Below are 23909 nucleotides of genomic sequence, written 5' to 3' on the forward strand. Positions count from 1 at the left end.
CTACAACTGGCTGAGACCACATCAATTCAATGATGGTTTAGCACCTGCCAGGGCAGAGGAAAAACTTTATCCACTGTCCGGAATCAGTTGACCACTACAGCGGGAAGACGTGTTGGGATGGGGGAGATGCGTTCTTTCTGTCGTCATCCTCGCGAAGGCGGGGATCCATTGGGTTTTTCGTTTGGCGAGTGAGTCGAAGTCTGCCGCGAGGCCGTATGGATTCCCGCCTTCGCGGGAATGACGGGGTGGAGGCGGGAATGACGGGGTGGAGGAGGGAATGACGGGAGTGGAGGAGGGAATGATGAGAAGGGGGGCGAGAATGACCGGTGCGGGGCAAGAACGACGGGCTTGAGGTGGGCACGGTGCAGCTGAAATGACTGGCCGGCGGGACGATGAGGGTAGGCGGCTTTGGGATCCATGCCCCTGGGCCGCTTCCTCGTTCTTTCTCAGCGTTTGTTAAACCGCTCCACCAATGCCGCCTGCTGCGCAGCAGTACTTGCCAACTCATTGCTCAGCACCGCACTGCGTTGGGCTTGTGTCGCCGTGGTGTCGGCCAGGCCGGAGATGTTGTTGACGTTGCGGTTGATCTCCTCGGCAACGGCGCTCTGCTCTTCGGCTGCGCTGGCGATCTGGCCGGTCATGTCGTTGATGCGTTCGATTGCAGCGCGAATGCCGTCCAGCGCCTCGTCTGCTTCTATCACCTGAGCAACGCCGCGGTCAGCCTGTTCGTGACCGGCGCGCATGGTGTCGACCGCGCGTTTTGCCGCCGTCTGCAAGTTGCCTATCAGGCCGTGAATCTGTTCGGTGGAGTCTGCGGTGCGGCTGGCAAGGGCGCGGACTTCGTCGGCGACCACGGCAAACCCGCGGCCCTGTTCGCCGGCACGGGCGGCTTCAATGGCGGCGTTGAGGGCGAGCAGGTTGGTCTGGTCGGCGATGCTCTTGATCACATCGACAACCTTGCCGATTTCCTGTGCGTCGCTGGCCAATTGCGATGACACCGTGGCGGCGGAACTGACGGAGGCAGAAAGAATCTCGATGGCTTCGCGCGTTTTGCTGGCGACAGCTTTGCCGTGCGCGGAGAGCTGGTTGGCATCGCGGGTGGCTTCAGCGGTGCGCTGCACATTGCCGGCAACTTCCTGTGTGGCAGCGGCCATTTCGTTGATCGCGGTAGCGACCATGTCAGTTTCAATGCGCTGCTGGTTGAGGCCGTCATGGCTGCGGGTAGCCAGTTCACTGGCTTCAGTCGCTTGAGCCTTGAGCTGTTCGGCGCTGTCCAGTACGCGGGTCAGGCAGGTTTGCAGACGTGCTTGCTGGCTCAGAAGCGCCATTTCGATTTGGCCGGTTACCCCTTGCTGGGAGGTGTACATGGTCGCGAGCAGGGGATCATCGATGCTGTTATCCGCGACCGACAGGGCGCGCTGCAGACCCTGGTCATAAAAGGCTTTCAAGGCAAAGCCAGCCGGCAGTGCAATGGCCGCGGCCAGGGCAATGCCCCAACCCTCAAGGAACATGCCGACTGCAGCGCCGCCTGCGGCAATCGTGACGGCGGGCAATACACCGCGAATGATATTGCCCCAATCGATGACGACGGCTTTATTACCCTTGTTCAGGCGGTTATACAGCGCTTCCGCTCGGGCGACCTGTGCCTGATTGGTTTTCACCCGCACGGATTCATAGCCTACGGCCTTGCCGTTCTCCCAGATGGGAGTGACAAACGCATTTACCCAATAATGATCACCGTTTTTGCAACGATTCTTGACTATGCCCATCCAACTCTTACCGCTCTGCAAGTAACTCCACATGTGGGCAAAAACTGCGGCGGGGGTATCTGGATGGCGGACCATATTATGCGGACTGTTAATCAGCTCATGGCGGTCGTACCCGCTGACGGCGACGAAAGCATCATTGCAGTAGATGATTTTGCCTTTAAGGTCAGTAGTGGAGATCAGGCGTTGCTCGGCACTAAACGTCCGTTCCCGCTGTGTGACTGGCTGATTGTTGCGCATTAGGGTTCCGTATCTGGTTGTTCGGCTATGCTTTATATCGGCCTGTGCTCGTGCATCTTGAGCGAAGGTTGCGGTATCTGGCATGGCCATTTAGGGTGAAGCATAGCCAATATGATAAGCGGCACTCAGTCGCCGGCCGATAAAGGAGATAACTATGTCTGATGTAAATAGCCTGGGTACGCTCAGCACATTGAAAGTAGGCGAGCATGAGTATGCCTACCATTCGCTTCCCAAGGCAGCAGAACAGTTAGGCGACCTGAGCCGACTGCCGACCTCATTGAAGGTTTTGCTTGAGAATCTGTTGCGTCACGAGGACGGTAAAACGGTCACGCGCGATGATATTCAAGCGATGGCCGACTGGCTGAAGAACAAAAAGTCAGACCGTGAGATCCAGTATCGCCCAGCACGGGTGTTGATGCAGGACTTCACTGGCGTTCCCGCGGTAGTCGATCTGGCCGCCATGCGCGATGCGGTGGCGCGGGCCGGTGGTGATCCGCAGCAGATCAACCCCCTGTCGCCTGTAGATCTGGTGATCGACCACTCGGTGATGGTGGATCACTTTGCCGATGACAGCGCCTTCAACGACAACGTCGAGATGGAAATGCAGCGCAACGGCGAGCGCTATGAATTCCTGCGCTGGGGTCAGAAGGCGTTTAATAATTTTCGCGTCGTGCCGCCGGGCACGGGTATCTGCCATCAGGTGAATTTGGAATACCTGTCCCAGAGCGTCTGGGCTGAAGAAAAAAACGGTAAGCACTGGGCCTATCCGGACACGCTGGTGGGCACTGACTCGCATACCACCATGGTTAACGGCCTGGGCGTGCTGGGCTGGGGGGTCGGTGGTATCGAAGCCGAGGCAGCCATGCTCGGCCAACCTGTATCCATGCTGATTCCCGAGGTGGTCGGCTTCAAGCTGACCGGTAAACTGCGCGAAGGCATGACCGCTACCGATCTGGTACTGACCGTGACGCAGATGCTGCGCGGCAAGGGTGTAGTGGGCAAGTTTGTTGAATTTTATGGTGATGGGTTGGCGGAACTGCCACTGGCAGACCGCGCGACCATTGCCAATATGGCGCCGGAGTACGGTGCTACTTGCGGCTTCTTCCCGGTGGATGATGAAACCATGCGTTATCTGCGCCTGACCGGTCGCCCGGATGACGTGGTCGCGCGGGTAGAGGCTTACAGCAAGGCTCAAGGCATGTGGCGCGAAGCCGGGCATGAGCCCGAATTTACCGACAGCATGCACCTGGACATGAACGACGTCGAAGCCAGCCTTGCCGGCCCGCGTCGTCCGCAGGATCGCGTAGCGCTGGGCGATGTGCACAAGGCCTTTGATGAACTGCTGGGCCTGCAGATTCGGCCGGTGGATAACGAACAGTCGCGGCTGGAAGGCGAGGGCGGTGGTGGGACCGCAGTAGGTTCTACCAGCGAGGATGCCCTGGTGCAGCTCGACGGCGAAGAGCATGTGCTCAGCCACGGCGCTGTGGTCATTGCAGCGATTACGTCCTGCACCAATACATCCAACCCGACGGTCATGATGGCCGCTGGTCTGGTGGCGAAAAAGGCAGTGGAGCGTGGTTTGCAGCGCAAGCCTTGGGTCAAGTCTTCGCTGGCGCCCGGTTCGAAGGTGGTAACGGATTACCTGCTCAAGGCCGGTCTTACCGAATACCTGGATGAGCTAGGCTTCAATCTGGTCGGCTACGGCTGCACCACCTGTATTGGTAACTCCGGCCCGTTGCCAGAGAGCATTGCCAATGCGATTACCGAACATGATCTGGTGGTGTCTTCCGTGCTGTCGGGCAACCGCAACTTTGAAGGCCGGGTGCATCAGCATGTGAAAGCCAACTGGCTGGCCTCACCGCCACTGGTGGTGGCTTACGCGCTGGCGGGCAATACGCGGATGAATCTGACCGAAGAGCCGTTGGGCTTGGATAAGGACAACAAGCCGGTGTTCCTGCGCGATCTGTGGCCAAGCAATGCTGAGATTGCCGAGGCCGTGGCCCTGGTGGAAGACAGCATGTTCCGTGAGCGCTACGCCGATGTGTTCAGCGGCGACGAGCATTGGCAGTCTATTCCGGTAGCCGAGGGCAAGACTTACGCCTGGAAAGAGGACTCCACCTATGTGAAGAATCCGCCGTATTTCGAGCAGATCGACCAGCCGATCCAGGCGCTCAAGCCGGTGAACCAAGCGCGTGTCTTGGCCGTGTTCGGCGACTCGATCACTACAGACCATATCTCCCCTGCGGGCAATATCAAGGCCAGCTCACCTGCTGGTGAATATCTGCAAAGCCTGGGTGTGAATCCGGAAGACTTCAATTCCTATGGCTCGCGCCGTGGCAATCATGAAGTGATGATGCGCGGTACCTTCGCTAATATCCGTATTCGCAACCGCATGCTGGGGGGTGAAGAGGGCGGCGAGACCATCCATGCGCCAAGCGGCGAACGGATGTCCATCTATCATGCCGCGATGCGCTACCAGCAGGATGCGACGCCATTGGTGGTGTTTGCGGGCAAGGAGTACGGGACCGGCTCCAGCCGCGACTGGGCAGCCAAGGGTACCAATCTGCTAGGTATCAAGGCGGTGATTGCCGAGAGCTTCGAGCGTATTCACCGTTCCAACCTGGTAGGCATGGGCGTGCTGCCACTGCAATTTGTGGATGGGCAGAACGTTGGCGCGCTGATGCTTGATGGGCACGAAGTGGTTGATATCGAGGGTATTGATGACAACCTGCGGCCCGGCCAGACGCTGAACGTGACTGCCACGCGGCCTGACGGCGAGAAGGTCAGCTTCAAGGTGCTGTGCCGTATTGATACCGGCAATGAGATCGACTACTTCAAGGCCGGTGGCATTTTGCACTTTGTATTGCGCGAGTTGATTGCCGAGGGGTAAGGCGGTCATTCAGTTGGCCCGGCGGTTGGGTTCAGCCGCCGGGCCAAACAAAAAAGCCGAATGGATCCCCGCTTTCGCGAGGATGACGGGGCTTGGTGCGCGCGCCTCGTTGTTCCCATCCCCCACTGGCATCCCTAGCCCCCACACATTCCCGCATTCACCTCGTCATTCCCGCGCAGGCGGGAATCCATACGGCCTGGTGTTTTGGGTCAGTGGTTGTGCCAGACGGAAGTCCGCTTGGATCCCCGCCTTCGCGGGGAGGACGGGGAGTTGGCGCGCCCACCTCGTCGTTCCTGGATACTCAACTCGTCGTTCCCCGCATCTCACCTCGTCATTCCCGCGAAGGCGGGAATCCATTTTGACCTTGGCATGGTTCGCCAGCAAGCCAGCCTCAACTCCCGGCCGGCTCAAGCTCAATCTTATACAACCCATTATCCACATCAGATGTGAAATATACTGTGCCGTCAGCCGCCACCGCGACCCCAGTCGGAATCCCGCTGGGCGGCATGCCGGGGCCGGCGGGGAAGCCTATGGGTAGATTCTCCGCCAGGGTGCTACGTTCACCGGTTTCAACATTCAAACCTATCAGACGCTGCGCGGCGGTTTCCGCGATAACGAAATTCCCATCGGCGGTCTGTGCCAACCCCTCCGGCATCAGCAGGCGTTCGGCAACACGCTTTACTTCACCGCTGGCGGGATCCACTCGGGTCAGGAACCCCGCAGCTTCAGTCAGATAAATCTGTCCGTCCTGGCCCAGAATCATCTGTACCGGACCTTGTAGTCCGTCGGCTAGCGTACGTTTGTTATCCAACTCGGCACCACTGAGATGCACCAGTGATCCGCTTGCCAGCTCGCTAACCACGATGCTGCCATCGGGCAGTTCAATGGCATCGGAAGGGGCGTTCAAGCCGTGGATCAGTCGGATGGTGCTGTGACCATCCCGGTCGATAACCTGAAGGGTGCCGGTGGAGAAACTGGTCAGCAGTAGCCGCGTTTTACCCAGACCAACTGCGATGGGGTACTCGACGTCTGAACCATGTGCGCGACGAATATCATGCACCTCGCCGGTGGTTGTATCTACCGAGCGAAAGGCGAACACATCGCTGACGTAGAGGGTTTTGCCATCTTCCGCCAGCGCAATACCCGCAGGTACCGCCAGCTCGCCCTGAGTGATAACGCGCACTTCGCCGGTGCTCGGGTTGACCTGGGAAATGCCATTATCCGCCATGTTGGAAACGTATATGCGGTCCTGTGCATCGATGGCCAGGTTGTCCAGCGCGGTGTCGAGCTCAGCCACCAGCTCGGTGTCACCGGTGGCGATGTCTACACGCATCAACTGGCCGCTTAAGGTGTCGACCACATAGAGGTTGCCCTTGGAATCGAAGTTCACCGCAGCCGGGGTGCCGAAGCCGTCAGCCACCGTTTTCATCTCGCCATCTACCGGGTTGATCTTGACGACTTCCCCTTTGAACCATAGCGGGCCATACACCCAGTCATCCTTGCCTACTTCAAAACCATTGAAGCCGCCCATGTCTTTCTTGATCAAACGCGGTTCGGACTCACCCTTGACGTCAATCTCCCAAAGCGCGTCGCCGAGGAACACCTGGCTGGCGAACAGTTTGCCGGTTTGCTGGTTGAAAGCGATGGAGTTGATGCCTGGCTTGCCTTCAGCGAGGACGCGTACAGGTGCATCGTCATTTTCCCGATACAACACCTGGCCTGAATAAAAGCCGGTCCAGGCCATCTCGCCATTCGGGCCGATAGCGATGTCATCCGCCTGGCCCTGGTCTGGGCCGATAAAGGTGCTGACCTCGCCATTGTCCGGGTCTACCTGATAAATACTGTTGCCGACCACACTGCCTGCAAGGAGGCGACCCTGATGGTCCACCGCCAGGCCGTGCACGCCTTTGAATTCGGACGGGGCGACGAGGGGCTGAGGTGCTGAGTAGGAGGAGGCGAAGGCGCTGGCGGAGATCAGGCTGGCCAGAAGCGTAATGGAGAAAGTGGCTTTCATGGGGCGTCCTTGTTTTTAGTGTAATTGCTCTATCTTAGCTGGGAATTTTGCTAAGGGTGGGTTTTATGGGCGGGATTGATGATGGGGGATAGGGCGGGGTGAGTGATTGGGGAGGCCGTTCAAATGGATTTCCCTTTTCGCGGGAATGACGTTGGGCGGGAATGACCCGGGCGGGAATGGTCTGGGTGGGGAAGGAGTAACGTTGGGCGAGATGAAGGTGGGGTGGAAATGGCGGAGTGAGGGCTGCGGTTGCTTTTGGGGGGTATTGGAAGCGCGGTAGCTACGGGTTGATACCACGAGCTAACAGCACCGTCATCCTCGCGAAGGCGGGGATCCATTTGGCTTCTCGGCTGGCTGACATGGTGATGTGAGCTGCGAGACCGCTTGGATTACCGCCTGAGCGGGAATGACGGGGCGGAGCGGGAATGACAGTGGGCGGGAACGACGTAAGCGGAAATGACGGCGTGGGGCGGAGCTCGGGGGGGCGGAAGGGCGGGTTAAACATCCTCGCCCAAAAAGCCACCCGACTGCCGCGCCCACAACTGCGCATAAAGCCCGCCCTGGGCGAGCAATTCAGCATGGGTGCCGTCTTCGATAATCCGACCCTGGTCCATCACAATCAGCCGATCCATTGCCGCGATGGTAGACAGACGGTGAGCGATGGCGATGACGGTCTTGCCTTGCATCAGGGTATTGAGGCTGTCCTGAATTGCGGCTTCGACTTCTGAGTCCAATGCCGAGGTGGCCTCGTCAAGAATCAGAATAGGCGCGTCCTTGAGCATCACCCGGGCAATCGCGATACGCTGGCGCTGGCCGCCGGAGAGTTTGACGCCGCGCTCACCCACGTGCGCATCGAAGCCGGTGCGGCCCTTGGCGTCTTCCAGTTCGGCGATGAAGTGATCTGAGCGCGCCTGCCTGGCGGCCTTGATCAGCATGGCTTCGTCAGCATCGGGGCGGCCGTAGAGAATGTTGTCGCGTACCGAGCGGTGCAGCAGCGAGGTGTCCTGGGTGACCATGCCGATATGCTGGCGTAACGACTCCTGGTTGACCTCGGCGATGTTCTGACCGTCGATCAGAATGCGTCCGCCTTCGACATCATGAAAACGCAGCAGCAGATTGACCAGGGTTGATTTGCCGGCGCCTGAGCGGCCAACTAGACCGATCTTTTCGCCGGGTTTGATGGTCAGGTGTAGGTCGTCGAATACGCCCTGGTCCTTGCCGTAATGAAAGAGCACGTGATCAAAGCGAATCTCGCCGCGCTCGACCTTAAGCGCAGGGGCGTCTTCCACGTCCTGTACGATCTGCGGCTGGGAGATGGAGTTGATGCCGTCCTGCACGGTGCCGATATTTTCAAACAGCGCCGACAGCTCCCACATGATCCACTGCGACATGCCCCAGAGTCTCAACACTAGCCCGGTGGACACCGCGACCGCACCAATAGTGGCGGCTTCATTCAGCCACAGCCAGATCGCCAAGCTGGTCACGCTGACCAATAGCAGACCATTGAGCATATAGAGCAGGAAGTTGACCTGGGTGACCAGGCGCATTTGCCGGTACACCGTGACCATAAAACCGTCCATGCCTTCGCGGGCATAGGTCGATTCGCGCCGTGAGTGGGAGAACAGTTTTACTGTCTGGATATTGGTATAGCTGTCGACAATCCGACCGGTCATCACCGAACGCGCATCGGCCTGACGCTCGGCGACCTTGCCCATCTTCGGGATATACACGCGCATCAGCAGCACATAGCCGAGCATCCAGGCGATCATCGGCAGTGTCAGGCGCCAATCGGCGATGCCGACTACCAACAGCGTGCCGAGGAAGTAGACCACTACGTAGTTCAGCACGTCGATCAGCTTGATCACGCATTCACGCACGGCCAGCGCGGTCTGCATCAGCTTGGTCGCGATACGCCCGGCGAATTCATCTTGATAGAAAGCCATCGACTGCTTGAGCAGATAACGGTGCACCAGCCAGCGGATGCGCATGGGGTAGTTGCCCATCAGCGTCTGGTGGCTGACCAGCGAGTTGCTGAGAATCATCAGCGGCAACAGCAACAGCACTATCAGCCCCATGCCAACCAGCTTCCAGCCTTCGTTCTGAATAAAGGTCTCGCGGTTCTGTACCGAGAGCCAGTCGACGATGTTGCCAAGGAAGCTGAATAGCCACACTTCAGTAATCGCGATCCCGGCCATCAGCACCGCGGCAATGCTCAGATACAACCAGCTGCCGCGGGTGAAGTACATGCAGAACGCCAGCAGCGTGCGCGGCGGCTCCTGGGGTTCGTCCGAGGGGAAGGGGTTCAGTCGTTGTTCAAACCAGCGGAACATGAAATGGCCTGTGCGGGTGCGGCGAGGGGGCCGGTATTATGCGCGGTCGTGTTGGGCTGGCTCAAGAGTACAGATGGGTTCGCATGTGCAGGACTGTACTGGTTCACCTTCATTCTGTGAGGTGATTCCGGTCTTTGGCTGGGTGTGGGGGTAGGATTGGGTTTTGCTGACAGGGAGGTCGGGTATGAGGTTGCCTGCGGTTTATATGATGGCTTCGGGTATACAGGGCACGCTGTATATCGGGGTGACGTCGAATCTGGTGCAACGGGTTTGGCAGCATCGGGAGGGTGTTGCTGACGGATTCACTGAGCGTTTCGGGGTGAAGAGGTTGGTCTGGTATGAGATGCACGAGACGATGCAGGCGGCGATCGGTCGGGAAAAGAGTTTGAAGAAGTGGAATCGGGCGTGGAAGGTGCGGCTTATTGAGGAGCGGAATTTGGCTTGGCGGGATTTGTGGGAGGAGATTTGCGAGTAGGGGGTATTTGGATGTGATCCTCAGAGAGCTTGGCGGTCTACAGGGGTGGGAACATAAGTCTGTCTGATACACCGCTTGGATTCCCGCCTGCGCGGGAATGACGGGGTAACAGGAAAGTAGGGTGGTATGCCTGAGCATCTGGTGATTCCCGCAAATTCGCACAGCTCCAGTTCAAACAATCTCTGGCCATATCTCCAGCACCGTCATTCCCGCGCAGGCGGGAATCCAAGCGGACTGTGAGCTGACGCAATTGCCCCTGAGCCGCCTCGATCAACTTACCGCCGCGCGTTCTTCAACGTTTCCGCAATCATAAACGCCAACTCCAGCGACTGGTCCGCATTCAACCGCGGATCGCAGTGCGTGTGGTAGCGGTCCGACAGGCCGGCTTCGGTTACCGGGGTGGCGCCGCCTATGCATTCGGTGACGTTTTGGCCGGTCATCTCGATATGGATGCCACCCGCCCAGGTACCTTCGGCCTCGTGCACGGCGAAGAACTGTTCCACTTCCTTGAGAATGCTGGCGAAGTCGCGGGTTTTGTAGCCGCTGGAGGCTTTGATGGTGTTGCCGTGCATCGGGTCAGAGCTCCACAGCACCTGCTTGCCTTCGCGTTCGATGGCGCGCACCAGCTGCGGCATATGCGCTTCAACCTTGTCTGCACCCATACGCACAATCAGGTTCAGCCGGCCCGGATCGTTTTCCGGGTTGAGCACGTCGATCAGCCGCAGCAACTCTTCTGGATCCGTGCTGGGGCCGGTTTTGACTCCGATGGGGTTATTGATGCCACGCATGAATTCCACGTGGGCGCCGCCGGGCTGTCGCGTGCGGTCACCAATCCAGAGCATGTGCGCGGAGCAGTCATACCAGTCGCCGGTGAGGCTGTCCTGGCGGGTGAAGGCTTGTTCGTAGTTCAGCAGCAGCGCTTCATGCGCAGTGAAAAAGGAGGTCTCGCGCAGCTGTGCGCTGTGTTCCAGGTCGACGCCGCAGGCGCGCATAAAGGCCAGGCTTTCGTCGATGCGGCTGGCGAGGTTCTCGAAGCGGTGGCTGGTCGCGGAGTTGGCGATAAAATCCAGGTTCCACTGATGCACCTTGTCCAGGCTGGCAAAGCCGCCGGAAGCGAAGGCACGCAGAAGGTTCAAAGTGGCCGTGGCCTGGTGGTAGGCCATTAACAGCCGTTGCGGATCGGGGGCGCGGCCGCCGGCTTCGAAGGCTATATTGTTGATGATGTCGCCACGGTAGGCGGGCAGGGTCAGATCGCCCTGGGTTTCATCATCGGCCGAACGCGGTTTGGCAAACTGCCCGGCCATGCGCCCAACCTTGACTACCGGGCAGCTGGCGGCAAAGGTCATGACCACAGCCATCTGCAGCAGTACCTTGAAGGTATCGCGAATCTTCGGTGCGGAGAACTCGGCAAAGCTTTCGGCGCAGTCGCCGCCCTGCAACAGGAATGCGCGGCCCTGGGTGACTTCAGCAAACTGGCGGCGCAATTCACGCGCTTCCCCGGCAAATACCAGCGGCGGATAACTCGCCAGCGTGCTTTCAACCTGCGCCAAAGCATCGGCATCGGCATACGTGGGTTGCTGAATGATCGGTTTGCTGCGCCAGCTGTCGGGGGTCCAGGGTGCGGTCATGTGGTCTCTTGAATTGGGTATTGAAGTGCTGCAATGGTACTCTGAGTCATGACATTCAGACAGCCCATCCCTTTTTTCAAGCGTGTTTTCAACGCTTTGAGGCCTTTTTCGATGAGTAATGAAGAGAGCCTGCTCGAAGCCATTCGTGACGATTACGGTGTGCTGCGTGTAACCGAATCGGAAGGTTACCGCTTTCTGTATTTTGGCGAACAGACCGAGCAAAGCTGCTGCTTTGAGGCGGATCCCGCCTGGTTGGAGTACGACTACACGCGGGCCATGTTGCTTGCGCTGTATTGGCAGAACCGGCCGCAGCAAGTGACCTTGCTCGGACTGGGCGGTGGCAGCCTGGCTAATTGCCTGCTCAAGCATTTTCAGCCGCAACAGGTGACTGCTGTGGAGTTGCGCCCGGCGGTGGTAGATGCGGGTCGCAAGTGGCTGGGCTTGAGCGAAGATCCGCGGCTCGAAATCAAGATTGGCTGCGCGGAGCAGTACATCAACGAATCACCGGCCAGCTGCGATCTGCTGTTTGTTGATCTGTATATGGAAGGGGGTATTTCGCGCTTGCAGCTGCAGGCCGAATTCTTCCAACGCTGTCACCGGGCACTGCGGCCCGGCGGGTTGCTGGTCATCAATCAATGGCAGCTGGGCAACACTGGTAACCCCTATGCCGGGCGCATGCTGGAGCAGCTGTTTGGCGACAAGTATCTGCAGGTGCCGGTCGAGGAGGGCAACATCCTGTTATTCATACCCGCCAGTGGGCAGTTGTTTCTGGAAAAGCTGGCATTACGCAGCTGGGCGGATGATTTGGAGGCGCAGCTGGGTTATTCGCTGCGCCCGTATATCGAGGCGCTACGCCGCGCGAGCGATGCGCCGGTTATCGACTAATCCGGCTCAGCCCCGAGCGACAGGGCGCTGTGGGTCGGTAATCCATTCACTCCAGGAGCCCGAGTACAATTTGGGTTCTGGCAGTCCGGCCTCGACGGCGGCGAGGATGTTGTGGCAGGCGGTTACGCCGGACCCACAGTAACTTACCAGTTCTTTTCCGCTGTCGTGCCAGGGCGCAAAGCGGGTTTTGAGTTGTTCCGGCGTTAACCAGCGTCCATCGGCGAGTGTGTTCTCGGCGCACGGCAGATTGGCCGCACCAGGAATATGCCCGGCGACCGGGTCCAGCGGTTCCACCTCGCCGCGATAGCGTGCTGGACCGCGGGCGTCGAGCAACTGCAGCGATGAGTCCTCCAGGCGCTGGGCAATTTCCGCTGCATCAATCAGCTTGCTGTTATCCGCTTGGCCTTGAAAATTGCCTTCTGCCGCCGGGCGCGGCGTTTCCTGGCTTACCGGCAGGCCAGCGGTAGTCCAGGCCTGAAACCCACCGTCCAGGACCTTGACTCTTGTATGGCCAAGCCAGCGCAACGACCACCACAGACGAGCAGCAAACAAACCGGCGCCGTCGTCATAGACCACCACCTGATCAGCATTATTCAGGCCGATGCGTTGCAGCCGCGCTTGCAGCACCTCTGGATCGGGAAGCGGATGGCGCCCGGTGATGCCAGGAACGACCTTGGCAGACAAGTCCTTATCCAGATGCATATAGCGCGCGCCGGGAATGTGGCCAGCGGCATAATCGAAACGACCCTGATCCGGTTGGTCCAGTGAAAAGCGGCAATCGATCAGGCATAGCTTTGGGTCATCAAGCAGTTTTGCCAGGGCGTGGATATCGATAAGCTGGGACATGTGCCGGTCTCCTGAAGAAGCTGATTGGCCAGTGTAGCTGCATATGTGTGGTGGCAGCGCACTATTGGTGAGAACGTCATATTCTGCTACTTCGTCCTGATTCTGGCTTACCTGCCATATGGGTCGCGAGCATGCATCGCTATGCTGGAGAACGGTTGCATGACCAGCTCAGCCAAACTGTCGAGCCAAGGAATCTGGTCAACCTGTTCATTCAACGGCAGTTAATCGACGAAAGGAGGCGACATGCCCGGCCCGCTGGAATCACTGAAGATCCTCGACTTCTCCACGTTGTTACCCGGCCCCTTTGCCTCGCTGATGCTCGCCGACATGGGCGCCGAGGTGTTGCGCGTGGAATCACCCGAGCGCGTGGACCTGGTGCGCATGTTGCCGCCCCACGTAAACGGGGTATCCACCAGCCATGCCTACCTCAACCGCAACAAGGGCTCCATCGGGCTTAATCTCAAGGCTCGCGAGGCGCAGGCGATCGTGCGCGGATTGATTGCCGAGTACGACATCCTGATCGAGCAATTCCGTCCGGGTGTGATGGATAAACTGGGCGTGGGCTATGAGGCGCTCAAGGCCATCAATCCGCGGTTGATCTATGTGTCTATAACCGGTTATGGCCAGACCGGGCCCTATCGAGACCGCGCCGGGCATGACATCAACTACCTGGCGCTGTCCGGGTTGGCCAGTTATACCGGCAGGCGGGATGATGGGCCGGTGCCGCCGGGCATGCAGGTGGCGGATGTGGCCGGTGGGTCGCTGCACGCCGTGGCGGGCCTGTTGGCAGCCGTGGTGCATCGTGAGCGCACTGGTGAAGGTCAGCATGTGGACATCAGCATGACCGATTGTGTATTCAGCCTGAATGCCATGGCGGGAGCCGCGTGCCTTGCGGCCGAGGTGGAACCCGAGCTGGAAGGCACCATGCTCAATGGGGGCAGCTTCTATGATTACTATCGCACCCGAGACGGTCGCTGGATGGCCGTCGGCAGCCTCGAACCGCAATTTCTGAAAGCATTGTGCGAAACCCTGGGTCGGCCGGAATTGGCGGCTACCGGTTTGTCCGCCAGCAAGAGTGATCAGCAAAAGCTCAAGGCCGAGCTCACCACCGCGTTCCTGCAGCATGATTTCAGCCACTGGTGCGAGCAGTTTGCCGGGGTGGATGCCTGTGTTGAACCAGTGCTGTCATTGAAGGAAGCCGCACGACATCCGCAGCTGGTGGCTCGTGGAGTGGTGCAGCAGGTGCCGGTTGGCGACGTCATGCAACCGCAAATGGCCTGCCCGATCGTATTCGGTAGTGGTGCGAGTATCCCCAGGCATGGTGGTAAGGCCCTGGGCGAGGATTCGGAACGGATCCTGTTGGGCATGGGTCTAACGCCAGAGGAAATTGCTGCCTTGCGGGCAGCCAGGGCGGTCGGCTAAGGCTGGCGATACACAAGATGCGCTGTTGAGAAGCATCCGACCAATGGTCCTGAATTTTTCCTGATGCTGGCCGATAACCACTCATTAGCCGGACATCCAATGCGGGTGTTCATTCACTGGATATGCATCCGGGAGAAGGTATCGATGACTCAATTCAACTCCATTCAGCCAGGTATGGTGCGTCAGAACGCATCCACGTCCAACTGCATGCCGCGCCTTGATCCGCAGCAAACCCTGGCTAATCGGTTGGCCGAACGACTGGGCCTGGAAAAGGCCAGCTTGAACGGCAAGGCAGACGATTTTGCGCCAGCCAAGGTTGCTGAACGTATTCTGGGGTTTATCGGTGGCCGGCTGGAGTCGCAGAAGGCCGCGGGCGCGGACACTACCGAACTGCAGAAAATGTATGACCAGGCCGCGAAAGGCGTAGAGCAGGGCTTCAAAGAAGCACGCAAGATTCTCGATGGCATGGGGGTGCTGGGCGGCAACATTGCCGCTGATATCGACAAGACCTACGAGCTGATTCAGACCGGCATGAAGGACATGGCCGAGCGTCTGCTACCGCAGGCGAGCGACGCAAACCAGCCCTCGTTGTCGGCCAATGCCAGCCGTTTCGAGGCGCAGTCCCAGACTTTTGATCTGTCCGTCACCACGCGCGAGGGTGACCGTTTGCGTATCAGCGTGGCTCAGGCGTCGTCCAGGGCATCCAGCAGCCAGGTAGAGGCGGGTGGCACCCAGGCGCAGGGTCAAAGTATCCAGGTTGGCGGCTGGCAGGTGGAGGTCGAAGGCGATCTGAACGATCAGGAACGCAAGGCGCTGGAGCAGTTGCTCGGCGAAGTACAGGGCCTGTCGGATCAGTTTTATTCTGGCGACTACGCAGGCGCCTTTGACCGCGCGTTGGAACTGAACCTGGACGGCGGGCAGTTGGCGTCCATGTCACTCAACCTGACGCAGACCAGTGTGCGCCAGGTGAATGAAACCTATGGTCGGGTAGCTGGCCAGGAAGCGCCTTCCAGTGCGGTGAACAGCGACCTGCGTGAATATGCCGATGGTTTGCTTGAGGCCCTGCGCACGGCCAACGACCTGACCTCGTCACCCAGCGATTTGCTGCGTGATCTGCTCAAGGGCGGTATGGCGATGGACGACCGCTTTGACCAAGGCCGGCTGGACAAGGCCATGAGCCTCAACGATCTGTTACTTGAAGGCCTCAAGGGGCAAGTCGAGAACCCTGCCGAGCAGGCAGTTGACAGCGAGTAAGTTTGCTGGCGTTTGTCTGCGGGAGGTCGAGGCGATCAGGGGCATGCCCTGGGTAGTCTTCGGAAGGTCAGAATGGATTCCCGCCTGTGCGGGAATGACGGAATGGCGTGAATGACGGAAATAGCAGAAGTGCTGGAAATGCCGGGAAAAGGAATCAGCTGTGAAACGCCTGCTGGCCGGTGAAATGCAGCAAGTGGCCGCAGCGGCGGCATTGATATTGCCTGCCACGTTGCACCCAGGCATGGCGCTGCGGGGTGAAGTGCACCTCTGCCGGGCAACCACAGCGGTAGTAATAGCGGGTGCCACGGCGTTTGACCGGGTAATCATGGCAGCGTTGCGCGGGTAGCTGGAACAGCCCGGTCATGATGCTCTGCCATTCCGGCCCGTGCGGACGGATGCGTGCACCGAACAGTTGATCGGCGAGCAGGTGCGCTACTTCGTGCGGCACCGTTTGCTGCAGAAAATCTTCACTGTGATCGCGATACATCTGCCCATTGAAGCGCAACAGGTTGCGGCCCAGATAAGCGACACCGGCGCGCTGCCCGCGCAGGTCAATATCCACCCGCGGACGTGGAAAGCGGCGATTGAACCGGGTTTCCGCGAGCTGGTAGCAGTGTTCGAGACGCGCCATGAGTTTATCCATGGGGCGCATTATAAGATGAGGGCGCGGCCTGGCAACGCCACAGGGTCAAAAAATACCGGCTTCAAGACCGGCGGCCACGGTCAGCCCCAGTTCTTGCGCTTGCGCAACAAAATCTTCCTGCCAGTCACCTTTGAATACTACAGGCTCCTGTACCCATTCCCAGCGCAAGCCAGTGACGATACTTTGCACCGCGCGGCGGGTGCCGGTCCCGTCCAGGCCTGCACGAATGTACAGAGCGCAGGGCAGGCCCTGCTTTTGCTCCAGTACCGGGTAGTAGCATCGGTCAAAAAAGTCCTTCAGCGCGCCGCTCATATAGCCCAGGTTCTCGGTCGTACCCAGGATGATCGCATCGGCCTGCAAAACGTCGTCCGGCTGCGCCTCCAGCGGTGGCTTCCAGCTCACGTTTACGCCGCTTACTTCAGGATGACGCGCACCCTCAAGGACCGCCTCGACCAAGCGCCGGGTGTTGTCCGACGGGGCATGGGCAACGATCAGCAAATGCTTTTCAGTCATGCGGCTCTCCCATAGTCGATGGCATGTGCGCACTCAGGCTAGACCTGGCACGCGGCGAGGGACGCCTAGCGCCGATTACCCCATACCTTGGCCACTGCGCGTTCGGTACCCAGCCAGGCGACCACGATGGCGAAAAGTCCGACCAGACAGAACACGCCAATAGGTACATATACCGCAACATCAATCCCGCGCGGGATAAACACCGCCAGTGCGGTACCCAACCCGAGAAATAGCAGACCAACCACCCATAAAATCAGCCGTGCTCGGGGGGTGTAGGTATACGCTTGATCCCCACCTTCAAGGGGCGTGAGCAGGGGGCTGAACAGTCGGCGGGCAAAATTATTCACGCTGTGCATGGCGGGTCCGTGATGCAGATAGGGCGGTTGATGGTGCCGCCAGTGTAACGCCTTGCAGCGGCTGAATTGAAATATTGTTGTGCGGATTAGCGGTGGCGGGCGCCTGCTCGATGGGGTATGGTTTTTTCATAAGAGCCAGAAATACTTACTATTTTCGATCAGCTTAGAGCTGACAGCACTTTTGCACCCCCTCTGTCTGGAACCGATAGCAACCCATAAGGACTCGGCTCCATGATGATCATATTGCTGCCTATTGCAGCATTGTTGTGTGGTATCGCCCTGCTGTTGCTGGGCACCGGTTTACTCAATACCTTGCTGGCCCTGCGCGGCAGTGGCGAAGGTTTTGCAGACCAGACGCTGGGCCTGTTGGGCTCGGCTTATTTTGTTGGTTTTATTGTTGGTACCTGGCTATGCCCAAAGCTTATTCGGCGCATGGGGCATGTGCGTGCGTTCGGCTTTTTTGCCGCCGCCGCTGCCGCATCAGTGCTGATCCATGTGCTGTTGATCGATGTTGGCGTATGGCTGTTCCTGCGTGTGCTGACCGGTACCGCTCTGGTAGGGATCTATACCGTCATTGAGAGTTGGTTGAATACCCAGGCGCCGCCGGAGCGACGCGGACAGGTATTCGCGATCTATATGGCGGTGAACCTTGGGGCGCTGGCACTGGCCCAGCAGTTGTTGCGGCTGGACAGCCCAATGGGCTTCAGCCTGTTTGCGGTCGCTGCCATTCTGATCATCGTCGCACTGATGCCTGTGGCCGCCACCAAGCTGAGCCAACCGGTCATAAGCGATACCCCCGGGCTGTCTCTCAAGCGCTTGTGGCTTGCCGCTCCGGTAGCCTGCGCTGCAGCGACATTGTCAGGTCTGGCCATGGGCGGATTCTGGGGGCTTGGTGCGGTTTACGCCGGACGCATGGGCATGGATGCGACGCAGGTAGCAGGTTTCGTATCTGTAGTGATCGTGGCTGGCGCGCTGTTTCAATGGCCGATGGGCATTCTTTCCGATCGGGTAGATCGGCGGCTGGCATTGGCGATTATCGCCGGGGTTGCCGCCGCCGGCGGAGTCTGTATGGCGTTATTCGGCCCGATGGGACAGTGGCTGCTGGTCGCTGCCGCGCTATTCGGCGGTGGCGCATTTGCGGTTTACCCTGCGGCCGTTGCGCATCTGATCGACCACCTCCATCACGAAGATATTCTCTCCGGCAACGCTTCGTTATTGATGCTGCATGGCGTTGGCGCTGCGGTAGGTCCGGCGCTGGCCGGCTGGCTGATGGGGCTCACCTCGGCCATGGCGCTACCGCTGTTCTTTACGCTGATGTTCGGGCTCTGCGGGCTATATGCGCTGCAGCAATCGCGGCTGGGCAAGGACCGCATCGTCGATAGCGCAGCACATTACGTGCCCATGGTTCGCACGTCGCCAGCCGTGCTGGAAATGATGCTGGAAGACGCGGAAACCGACATCTCGCCTTCAACCGCTGACAGCGAGTCTACAATTAAACCGGCAGCCAACAGGAGTAACGCCGATGATTCTGGCAACTGATCTTGATGGAACCTTCCTCGGCGGTGATCCTGACAACCGCCAACGTTTATATCAGCTGATCGACGCGCATCCTGACATCCAGTTGATTTTTGTCACTGGTCGCGGCCTTGAGGTAGTGGTGCCGCTGTTATCGGACCCGGCGATTCCGCGCCCGGATTACATCATCTGTGATGTTGGGGCGACGCTGGTCGACGGCCACACGTTGCAGCCGGTGTACCCGCTGCAAAGTGAAATCGAAGCCACCTGGCCAGGTGAGCAGGTGGTAGCGGCGCGCATGGCCGAGTTTCCTGGAATTGATCGGCAGACGGTGCCGCAGCAGCGGCGCTGTTCTTACTTCTGTGATGCGGGAGCGGTAACGGAGGAAGTGCGCGAGGCTGTCAAAGCGCTGGGTTGCGATCTGCTGTATTCCGCTGATATGTACCTGGACTGTCTACCTGCAGGGGTGAACAAGGGCAGCACCCTGCGGCGCTTGATTGAGCATCTTGCGGTGTCCGAAGACGAGGTGTTGGTCGCGGGTGATACCTTGAATGACCTGTCGATGTACGAGCAGGGCTTCAAGGGCGTGTGCGTTGGTGAGTCCGAGACCGCGCTGCTTGATGCCACGGCAGACCGCGCCAAGGTTCTGCATGCGCGGTTGAGTGGCTGCGGCGGCATCCTTGAAGCCTTCGGGCATTTTGGCTTTCTTGGCCCGCAAGGGGTGTCTTCCGAACTGCCGGAGCTGAGCATCAAGGGCAAGGCCGACCTGGTCATGGTCTACCACCGCCTGCCTTATGAAGAGGCCATGGAAGAGGGCAAGCTGGTACGTCGACCGCACACCTCGCCGAACGGTATTCTGCCCACGCTGATGAGCTTCTTTTCCGGCGAGCAGCGCGGCTCCTGGGTGGCCTGGTCGATCCACGATCCGCGCCAGGGTCGGGTGTTTGAGGTGCATACCAAGGTCGATGATGAGCGTTATCCGAATCTGGTTGCAGCACGGGTGGCGCTGACCAAGGAAGAAGTCGACGTGTTCTACAAGCGCTTCTCCAAGGAAGCCTTCTGGCCCACGTTGCACACCTTCTGGGAGCGGGCGATTTTCCGCGAGGAGGATTGGGCGGTATTTCTCAAGGTGAACCGTCTGTTTGCCGAGCGTACTGCGTCCGAGGCGGCTGAAGGCGCGGTCGTCTGGCTACACGATTACAACCTGTGGATGGTGCCGGCATTTTTGCGTCCGTTGCGCCCGGACCTGACTATCGCGTTCTTTCACCATACCTACTTCCCCTCGGCGGACGTGTTCAACGTGCTGCCCTGGCGCCGACAGATTATCGGCAGCCTGCTGCAGTGCGATTACATCGGTTTTCACATTCCCCGGCAGTCGGAGAACTTTGTCGATGTGGTGCGCGGCGTAGCGCCGGTAGAAGTGCTGGAAACCCAGGGCTGCGCGCCGCGGTTTCTCACCTATGGTTGCGCGGTCGGGCTGGACAACATGACCCGGACCATGGCTGTGCATGGCCGGCATATCGGCCTGGGCGCGCATCCGGTGGGGCTGGACGTAGGCCGGGTTGCAAGCGTGATTGACGAGCCCGAGTGCCAGGCACAGATGCAGGAATTGCGCGAGCAGCTGAAAGGCTTACGCGTGGTGCTCTCGGTTGAGCGGCTGGATTACACCAAGGGCATTCTGGCCAAGCTGCTGGCTTTCGAAGCACTATTGGACGCGCATCCCGAGCTGATTGGTAAAGTCTCGCTATTAACCATCTGCGTCCCGGCAGCCCGCGAGATGACCATCTACGAAACGCTGCTGGCGCAGATCGAACAGGCGGTGGGTCGCATCAATGGCCGGTTCTCGCGGGTTGGCTGGTCACCGGTGCAGTTCTTCTACCGGGCCTTTCCGTTCCGCGACCTGATTGCCTATTACCTGATGGCTGACGTGATGTGGATTACGCCGTTGCGCGATGGTCTCAATCTGGTTGCCAAGGAATACGTCGCTACCCAGGGCTTGTGCGAGGGTCGCGGTGTACTGGTTCTGTCCGAGTTTGCCGGCGCGGCGGCCGAGCTGCATGGCGCCTTGCTGACCAATCCGCACGATCCGCATGATATGCGCGATACGCTCTATCTGGGGTTGACGCTCGGGCGGGCTGAGCGCGAAGCGCGCGTACGCGAGATGTTTGGCGTGGTGCAGCACAACGATATCAAGCGCTGGGGGGATGAGTTCCTGCAGGCCGTCAAGGATAGCCGCCGTGAAGGTGAGGCGTTTCTGAACAAGGGTTAAGACAAAACAAGGGTTAAGACAAAACAAGGGAAGGATTGAGGGAAGGAGTTGAAGAATGGGACTGGGAAACCTGTTCGCGCCCTGTGGCGCGAACAGGTAATTCGCTATTACAGCTGATCTATCTGATAGATAACCGTGGTGCCGCTAACTTCGTTACCCACCACCAGCAGAGCTTCACCACTTGGAGAGTCCGCTGCGGGTACGAAATACAAACCTTCCGGGCCCAGGTCGCCGACTGCTGCCAGGTTGGTTTCCGGGTCCAGCTCGAAATCTTCACGGGTGCTGAAGTAGTCTTCGAAGGCGGGCGCCTGCGGGTCGGTTATATCGTAAACCATGATGCCGCCCATGCGCTCCAGACCAATAAAGGCGAAGGTCTTGTCGCCCAGTTGACCCAGGGCAATACCTTCAGGCTCGGGGCCTTTGGCGTCGCTGCGACTGTCGAAGGCATCGCCCTCATCGTGACCGGTATTGAAGTAGTCCACGCAGGGGATATCCCGGTTGCTGCCGGCAAAGCAGTCGGCGCTGGCCAGATATTGCTCGAACTGATCACCGGAGTCCCATACCAGAGCACCGTTTTCATCCCAGATCGCGAATGAACGGGCGCCGTAGGAGTAGAGCTTGTCGTACATCAGGCGATCACCAGTGGGATTCTCGGTGCCGGTGGTGTCGAACATCACCGGGCTGCCATCGCTGTTCTTGCGGTAGCCATCCACCCAGGTGATGTTCAGACGGCCGAGGGCGTCATCCTCACGGCAATCGCCTGGCTCACCAGCAGAAGCGCCGCAGTAACCGAATACGTCCGGGTTCAGCAATGCACCAGCGCCTAGCTCACGCAACTGTGGAGGCAGGTCATCACCGGCGCGACGGTCAAAGCCGTTGGCATGCACCAGATGCTTGACGCGGAACTCTTCAACAAAACCCTGGCTGGCATCACCGGCCCAGTACAGGTCATTGTCTTCGCCCCAGGCTCTGGCATCGCCTTCGTTGGCAGTGACAATGTAAGTGCTGCCGTCCAGGTTATAGCTGGCGATGGCATCCGGATGATAGATACCCACCACGCCCGGCCAGGTGCTGATGTTCAGCACGCTGTCCTCGTCGCTGGCATCAATGCCATTACCGGCAACACCGTAATCCTTGAAGCCTAGTGGCAGGATATCGGTCACCTGCGCGTCGGCAATATTGATCTTGGCCAAGGCGTTGTTTTCCTGCAGCGCGACCCAGGCGGTGCTGCTGTCGGTGGCGACGGTGATGTACTCAGGTTCCATGTCCTGGGCGACGCTGGCGCCAGGGCCGTAAATGCGCACACCAGCATCTCGCAGCGCGTCGGCTTGCGTGTTGTAAGCGGTGAAATCAGCAGTGCGCACGTCACCCATGGTGCCGCCGTCCAGTGCAATGATGCTCACCGAGCCTTCAGGATCAACGCTGTAGTCATCACTGGGTTCGCCTTCGTTGGCGACCAGCAGATACTCTCCACCGGGTGTGAAGGTGAGCATGTCTGGCAGAGCGCCAACCTGGGTCGAGTCGATCAGTTGCAGCGTTGTCGCATCATATATGGCGGCAAACCCAGGGTCGGTCTTGCTGGCTGCTTCAATAGCGATGGCGAGAAAGCCGTTGTGGTAGGCAATGCTGTTGACCACGGCGCCGGCGGCGATGTCTTCGACCGTCAGGCTGCCAGTCCGCGCCGGGTTGGCCAGGTCACGTGCATCGAGCACATCAACGCTGCCATTCAGCGCGTTGACGACGAAAATTTGCTGGTTTTCAGGATCATAAACCGGGATTTCAGCGGCGCTGACACCAAACTCGTTGGAGCTGTAGCGGCCCTGGAAGCTCAGTGCAATGCTCTCTGGCGTTGTGACCGGATCGGTAACGGGGGGTGGAACGGCAACGCCATCATCATCGTCATCATTGCTGCCAGAATTGCAGCCGGCGAGCGCAGCAATCAACGCCACGGTGCTGGTGGCCATCATCCACTTTTTCATGTCTTTATCCTTGGATTGTGAAAGACGTTATTGATACGGCAGAGTGATGACAAACTGATGGCGACTTCTTTTCAGTATGATGACCGTCATGCTTGGCCGCCATTGGGTTGGGGCGGCCGAGGCTTTGGTCTAGACTGGCGGCATGGCTGATATCACTCCCGACGCATTACTCCCTGCCGGTTTCGAGGCCGAGCTGCTGACCTTGCTGGCAGCGCGACCGGACGGCATCGACGAATTTGCCTTGATTCGCGAATTGGCGGCGATGTTCCCCGACTCGCTGTTCGCCGCTCCAGATGTGCTGCGCGAGCCACTGAGCTTATTTCAAGCGCATTTTCTCCTGTTCCACGTGCTGCATCGGTTATCTGATCGGCTGGCAAATGAGCGTTTGGAAATTGAGGTGCATGCGTTGCGGATCCGTTTGCTGTCGCGGCGGGGTGGGGGCGATGGCATCGTCACGCCAGACCCGTTGCGCGCTTACTATCTGGACTGGAATCAATGGCTGACCACTCAGGGCGACGACGTGGAGAAATTGCTTCAGGGCTTTCGTCAGGGACCCTTCTCAGTCCCGGAGGATGAGCTTGCGCAGGCGCATGGGGTATTCGAATTGCCAGCGCCATCCAGCGCCCATCAGGTCAAGCAGCGCTATCGATCACTGGTGCAACAACATCACCCGGACAAGGGCGGTGAGACGGCCAACATTCAGGCGGTGAATCAGGCTTTCTTAATACTCCAACGCTATTACGGGAAAGCTTGAAGTCGCGAATCACTCTAAGCAAAGCAGCACATTGGCAACAAATTTGTCTATAGTCGATGGCAAGGGAATGCGGCAAACGGTCGCACCTGGACACCCGCTGCCGGCGCTACCTCACCACTGCAATCAGAGG

The 23909-nt window shown here is 59.0% G+C and carries 17 protein-coding genes; 8 read left to right on the forward strand and 9 right to left on the reverse strand.

Features of this window, described 5'->3' with window-relative positions:
* Positions 1-446 precede the first annotated feature (446 nt).
* A complete protein-coding gene (locus DT594_RS13495) occupies positions 447-2006 on the reverse strand; it encodes a methyl-accepting chemotaxis protein (RefSeq protein ID WP_149333171.1) in 1560 nt (519 codons plus the stop codon).
* 154 nt (positions 2007-2160) lie between these two features.
* On the opposite strand from DT594_RS13495, the gene acnA reads away from it, so the two are divergent.
* The gene (acnA, locus tag DT594_RS13500) at positions 2161-4896 is read left to right on the forward strand and encodes an aconitate hydratase AcnA (protein WP_149333172.1); all 2736 of its coding nucleotides are present in this window, start codon (positions 2161-2163) and stop codon (positions 4894-4896) included.
* A 391-nt stretch (positions 4897-5287) separates the two neighbouring features.
* On the opposite strand, the gene DT594_RS13505 is transcribed toward acnA, so the two are convergent.
* Together DT594_RS13505 and DT594_RS13510 are read right to left on the reverse strand one after the other, a co-directional pair.
* A complete protein-coding gene (locus DT594_RS13505; protein WP_149333173.1) occupies positions 5288-6910 on the reverse strand; it encodes a Vgb family protein in 1623 nt (540 codons plus the stop codon).
* A gap of 497 nt (positions 6911-7407) precedes the next feature.
* Entirely contained in the window at positions 7408-9240 is a 1833-nt protein-coding gene (locus DT594_RS13510; RefSeq protein WP_149333174.1) for an ABC transporter ATP-binding protein, read from the reverse strand.
* Between the two features lie 184 nt (positions 9241-9424).
* Between DT594_RS13510 and DT594_RS13515 the strand changes: the two genes are divergently transcribed.
* Positions 9425-9715: a GIY-YIG nuclease family protein gene (locus DT594_RS13515; protein ID WP_149333175.1), complete on the forward strand. Its 291-nt coding sequence runs from the start codon at positions 9425-9427 to the stop codon at positions 9713-9715.
* Between the two features lie 275 nt (positions 9716-9990).
* Here the strand turns inward: DT594_RS13515 and DT594_RS13520 are convergent, their stop codons facing one another.
* The gene (locus DT594_RS13520) at positions 9991-11343 is read right to left on the reverse strand and encodes a class II 3-deoxy-7-phosphoheptulonate synthase (protein WP_149333176.1); all 1353 of its coding nucleotides are present in this window, start codon (positions 11341-11343) and stop codon (positions 9991-9993) included.
* Between the two features lie 111 nt (positions 11344-11454).
* Here DT594_RS13520 and DT594_RS13525 point away from each other — a divergent pair, with 111 nt between their 5' ends.
* A complete protein-coding gene (locus DT594_RS13525; protein WP_178091526.1) occupies positions 11455-12228 on the forward strand; it encodes a spermine/spermidine synthase domain-containing protein in 774 nt (257 codons plus the stop codon).
* A gap of 6 nt (positions 12229-12234) precedes the next feature.
* On the opposite strand, the gene DT594_RS13530 is transcribed toward DT594_RS13525, so the two are convergent.
* Complete coding sequence (locus tag DT594_RS13530) at positions 12235-13074, reverse strand: sulfurtransferase (RefSeq protein ID WP_149333178.1); 840 nt, start codon at positions 13072-13074, stop codon at positions 12235-12237.
* Between the two features lie 243 nt (positions 13075-13317).
* Here DT594_RS13530 and DT594_RS13535 point away from each other — a divergent pair, with 243 nt between their 5' ends.
* Together DT594_RS13535 and DT594_RS13540 are read left to right on the forward strand one after the other, a co-directional pair.
* A complete protein-coding gene (locus tag DT594_RS13535) occupies positions 13318-14496 on the forward strand; it encodes a CaiB/BaiF CoA transferase family protein (RefSeq protein WP_149333179.1) in 1179 nt (392 codons plus the stop codon).
* A 144-nt stretch (positions 14497-14640) separates the two neighbouring features.
* A complete protein-coding gene (locus DT594_RS13540) occupies positions 14641-15750 on the forward strand; it encodes a DUF5610 domain-containing protein (protein ID WP_246164640.1) in 1110 nt (369 codons plus the stop codon).
* A 154-nt stretch (positions 15751-15904) separates the two neighbouring features.
* On the opposite strand, the gene DT594_RS13545 is transcribed toward DT594_RS13540, so the two are convergent.
* The 3 genes from DT594_RS13545 to DT594_RS13555 form a co-directional block, all read right to left on the reverse strand.
* Positions 15905-16381, reverse strand: a complete 477-nt coding sequence (locus DT594_RS13545; RefSeq protein WP_246164641.1) for a SprT family zinc-dependent metalloprotease — start codon at positions 16379-16381, stop codon at positions 15905-15907.
* Positions 16382-16438: 57 nt separating this feature from the next.
* On the reverse strand, positions 16439-16906 hold the full coding sequence (locus DT594_RS13550; protein WP_149333181.1) for a flavodoxin family protein: 468 nt from the start codon (positions 16904-16906) through the stop codon (positions 16439-16441).
* 65 nt (positions 16907-16971) lie between these two features.
* A complete protein-coding gene (locus tag DT594_RS13555; RefSeq protein WP_143520327.1) occupies positions 16972-17262 on the reverse strand; it encodes a hypothetical protein in 291 nt (96 codons plus the stop codon).
* 231 nt (positions 17263-17493) lie between these two features.
* Between DT594_RS13555 and DT594_RS13560 the strand changes: the two genes are divergently transcribed.
* Complete coding sequence (locus DT594_RS13560; protein WP_149333182.1) at positions 17494-18801, forward strand: MFS transporter; 1308 nt, start codon at positions 17494-17496, stop codon at positions 18799-18801.
* Positions 18785-21046: a glucosylglycerol-phosphate synthase gene (ggpS, locus tag DT594_RS13565; protein WP_149333183.1), complete on the forward strand. Its 2262-nt coding sequence runs from the start codon at positions 18785-18787 to the stop codon at positions 21044-21046. Before DT594_RS13560 ends, ggpS begins: the two co-directional genes overlap by 17 nt.
* A gap of 107 nt (positions 21047-21153) precedes the next feature.
* On the opposite strand, the gene DT594_RS13570 is transcribed toward ggpS, so the two are convergent.
* Entirely contained in the window at positions 21154-23025 is a 1872-nt protein-coding gene (locus DT594_RS13570; protein WP_149333184.1) for a choice-of-anchor I family protein, read from the reverse strand.
* A gap of 142 nt (positions 23026-23167) precedes the next feature.
* On the opposite strand from DT594_RS13570, the gene DT594_RS13575 reads away from it, so the two are divergent.
* On the forward strand, positions 23168-23779 hold the full coding sequence (locus tag DT594_RS13575; RefSeq protein WP_149333185.1) for a DNA-J related domain-containing protein: 612 nt from the start codon (positions 23168-23170) through the stop codon (positions 23777-23779).
* Positions 23780-23909: the final 130 nt, after the last annotated feature.

Origin of the sequence: Halopseudomonas laoshanensis, assembly GCF_008365385.1 — a bacterium.
GTDB classification, from domain to species: domain Bacteria; phylum Pseudomonadota; class Gammaproteobacteria; order Pseudomonadales; family Pseudomonadaceae; genus Halopseudomonas; species Halopseudomonas laoshanensis.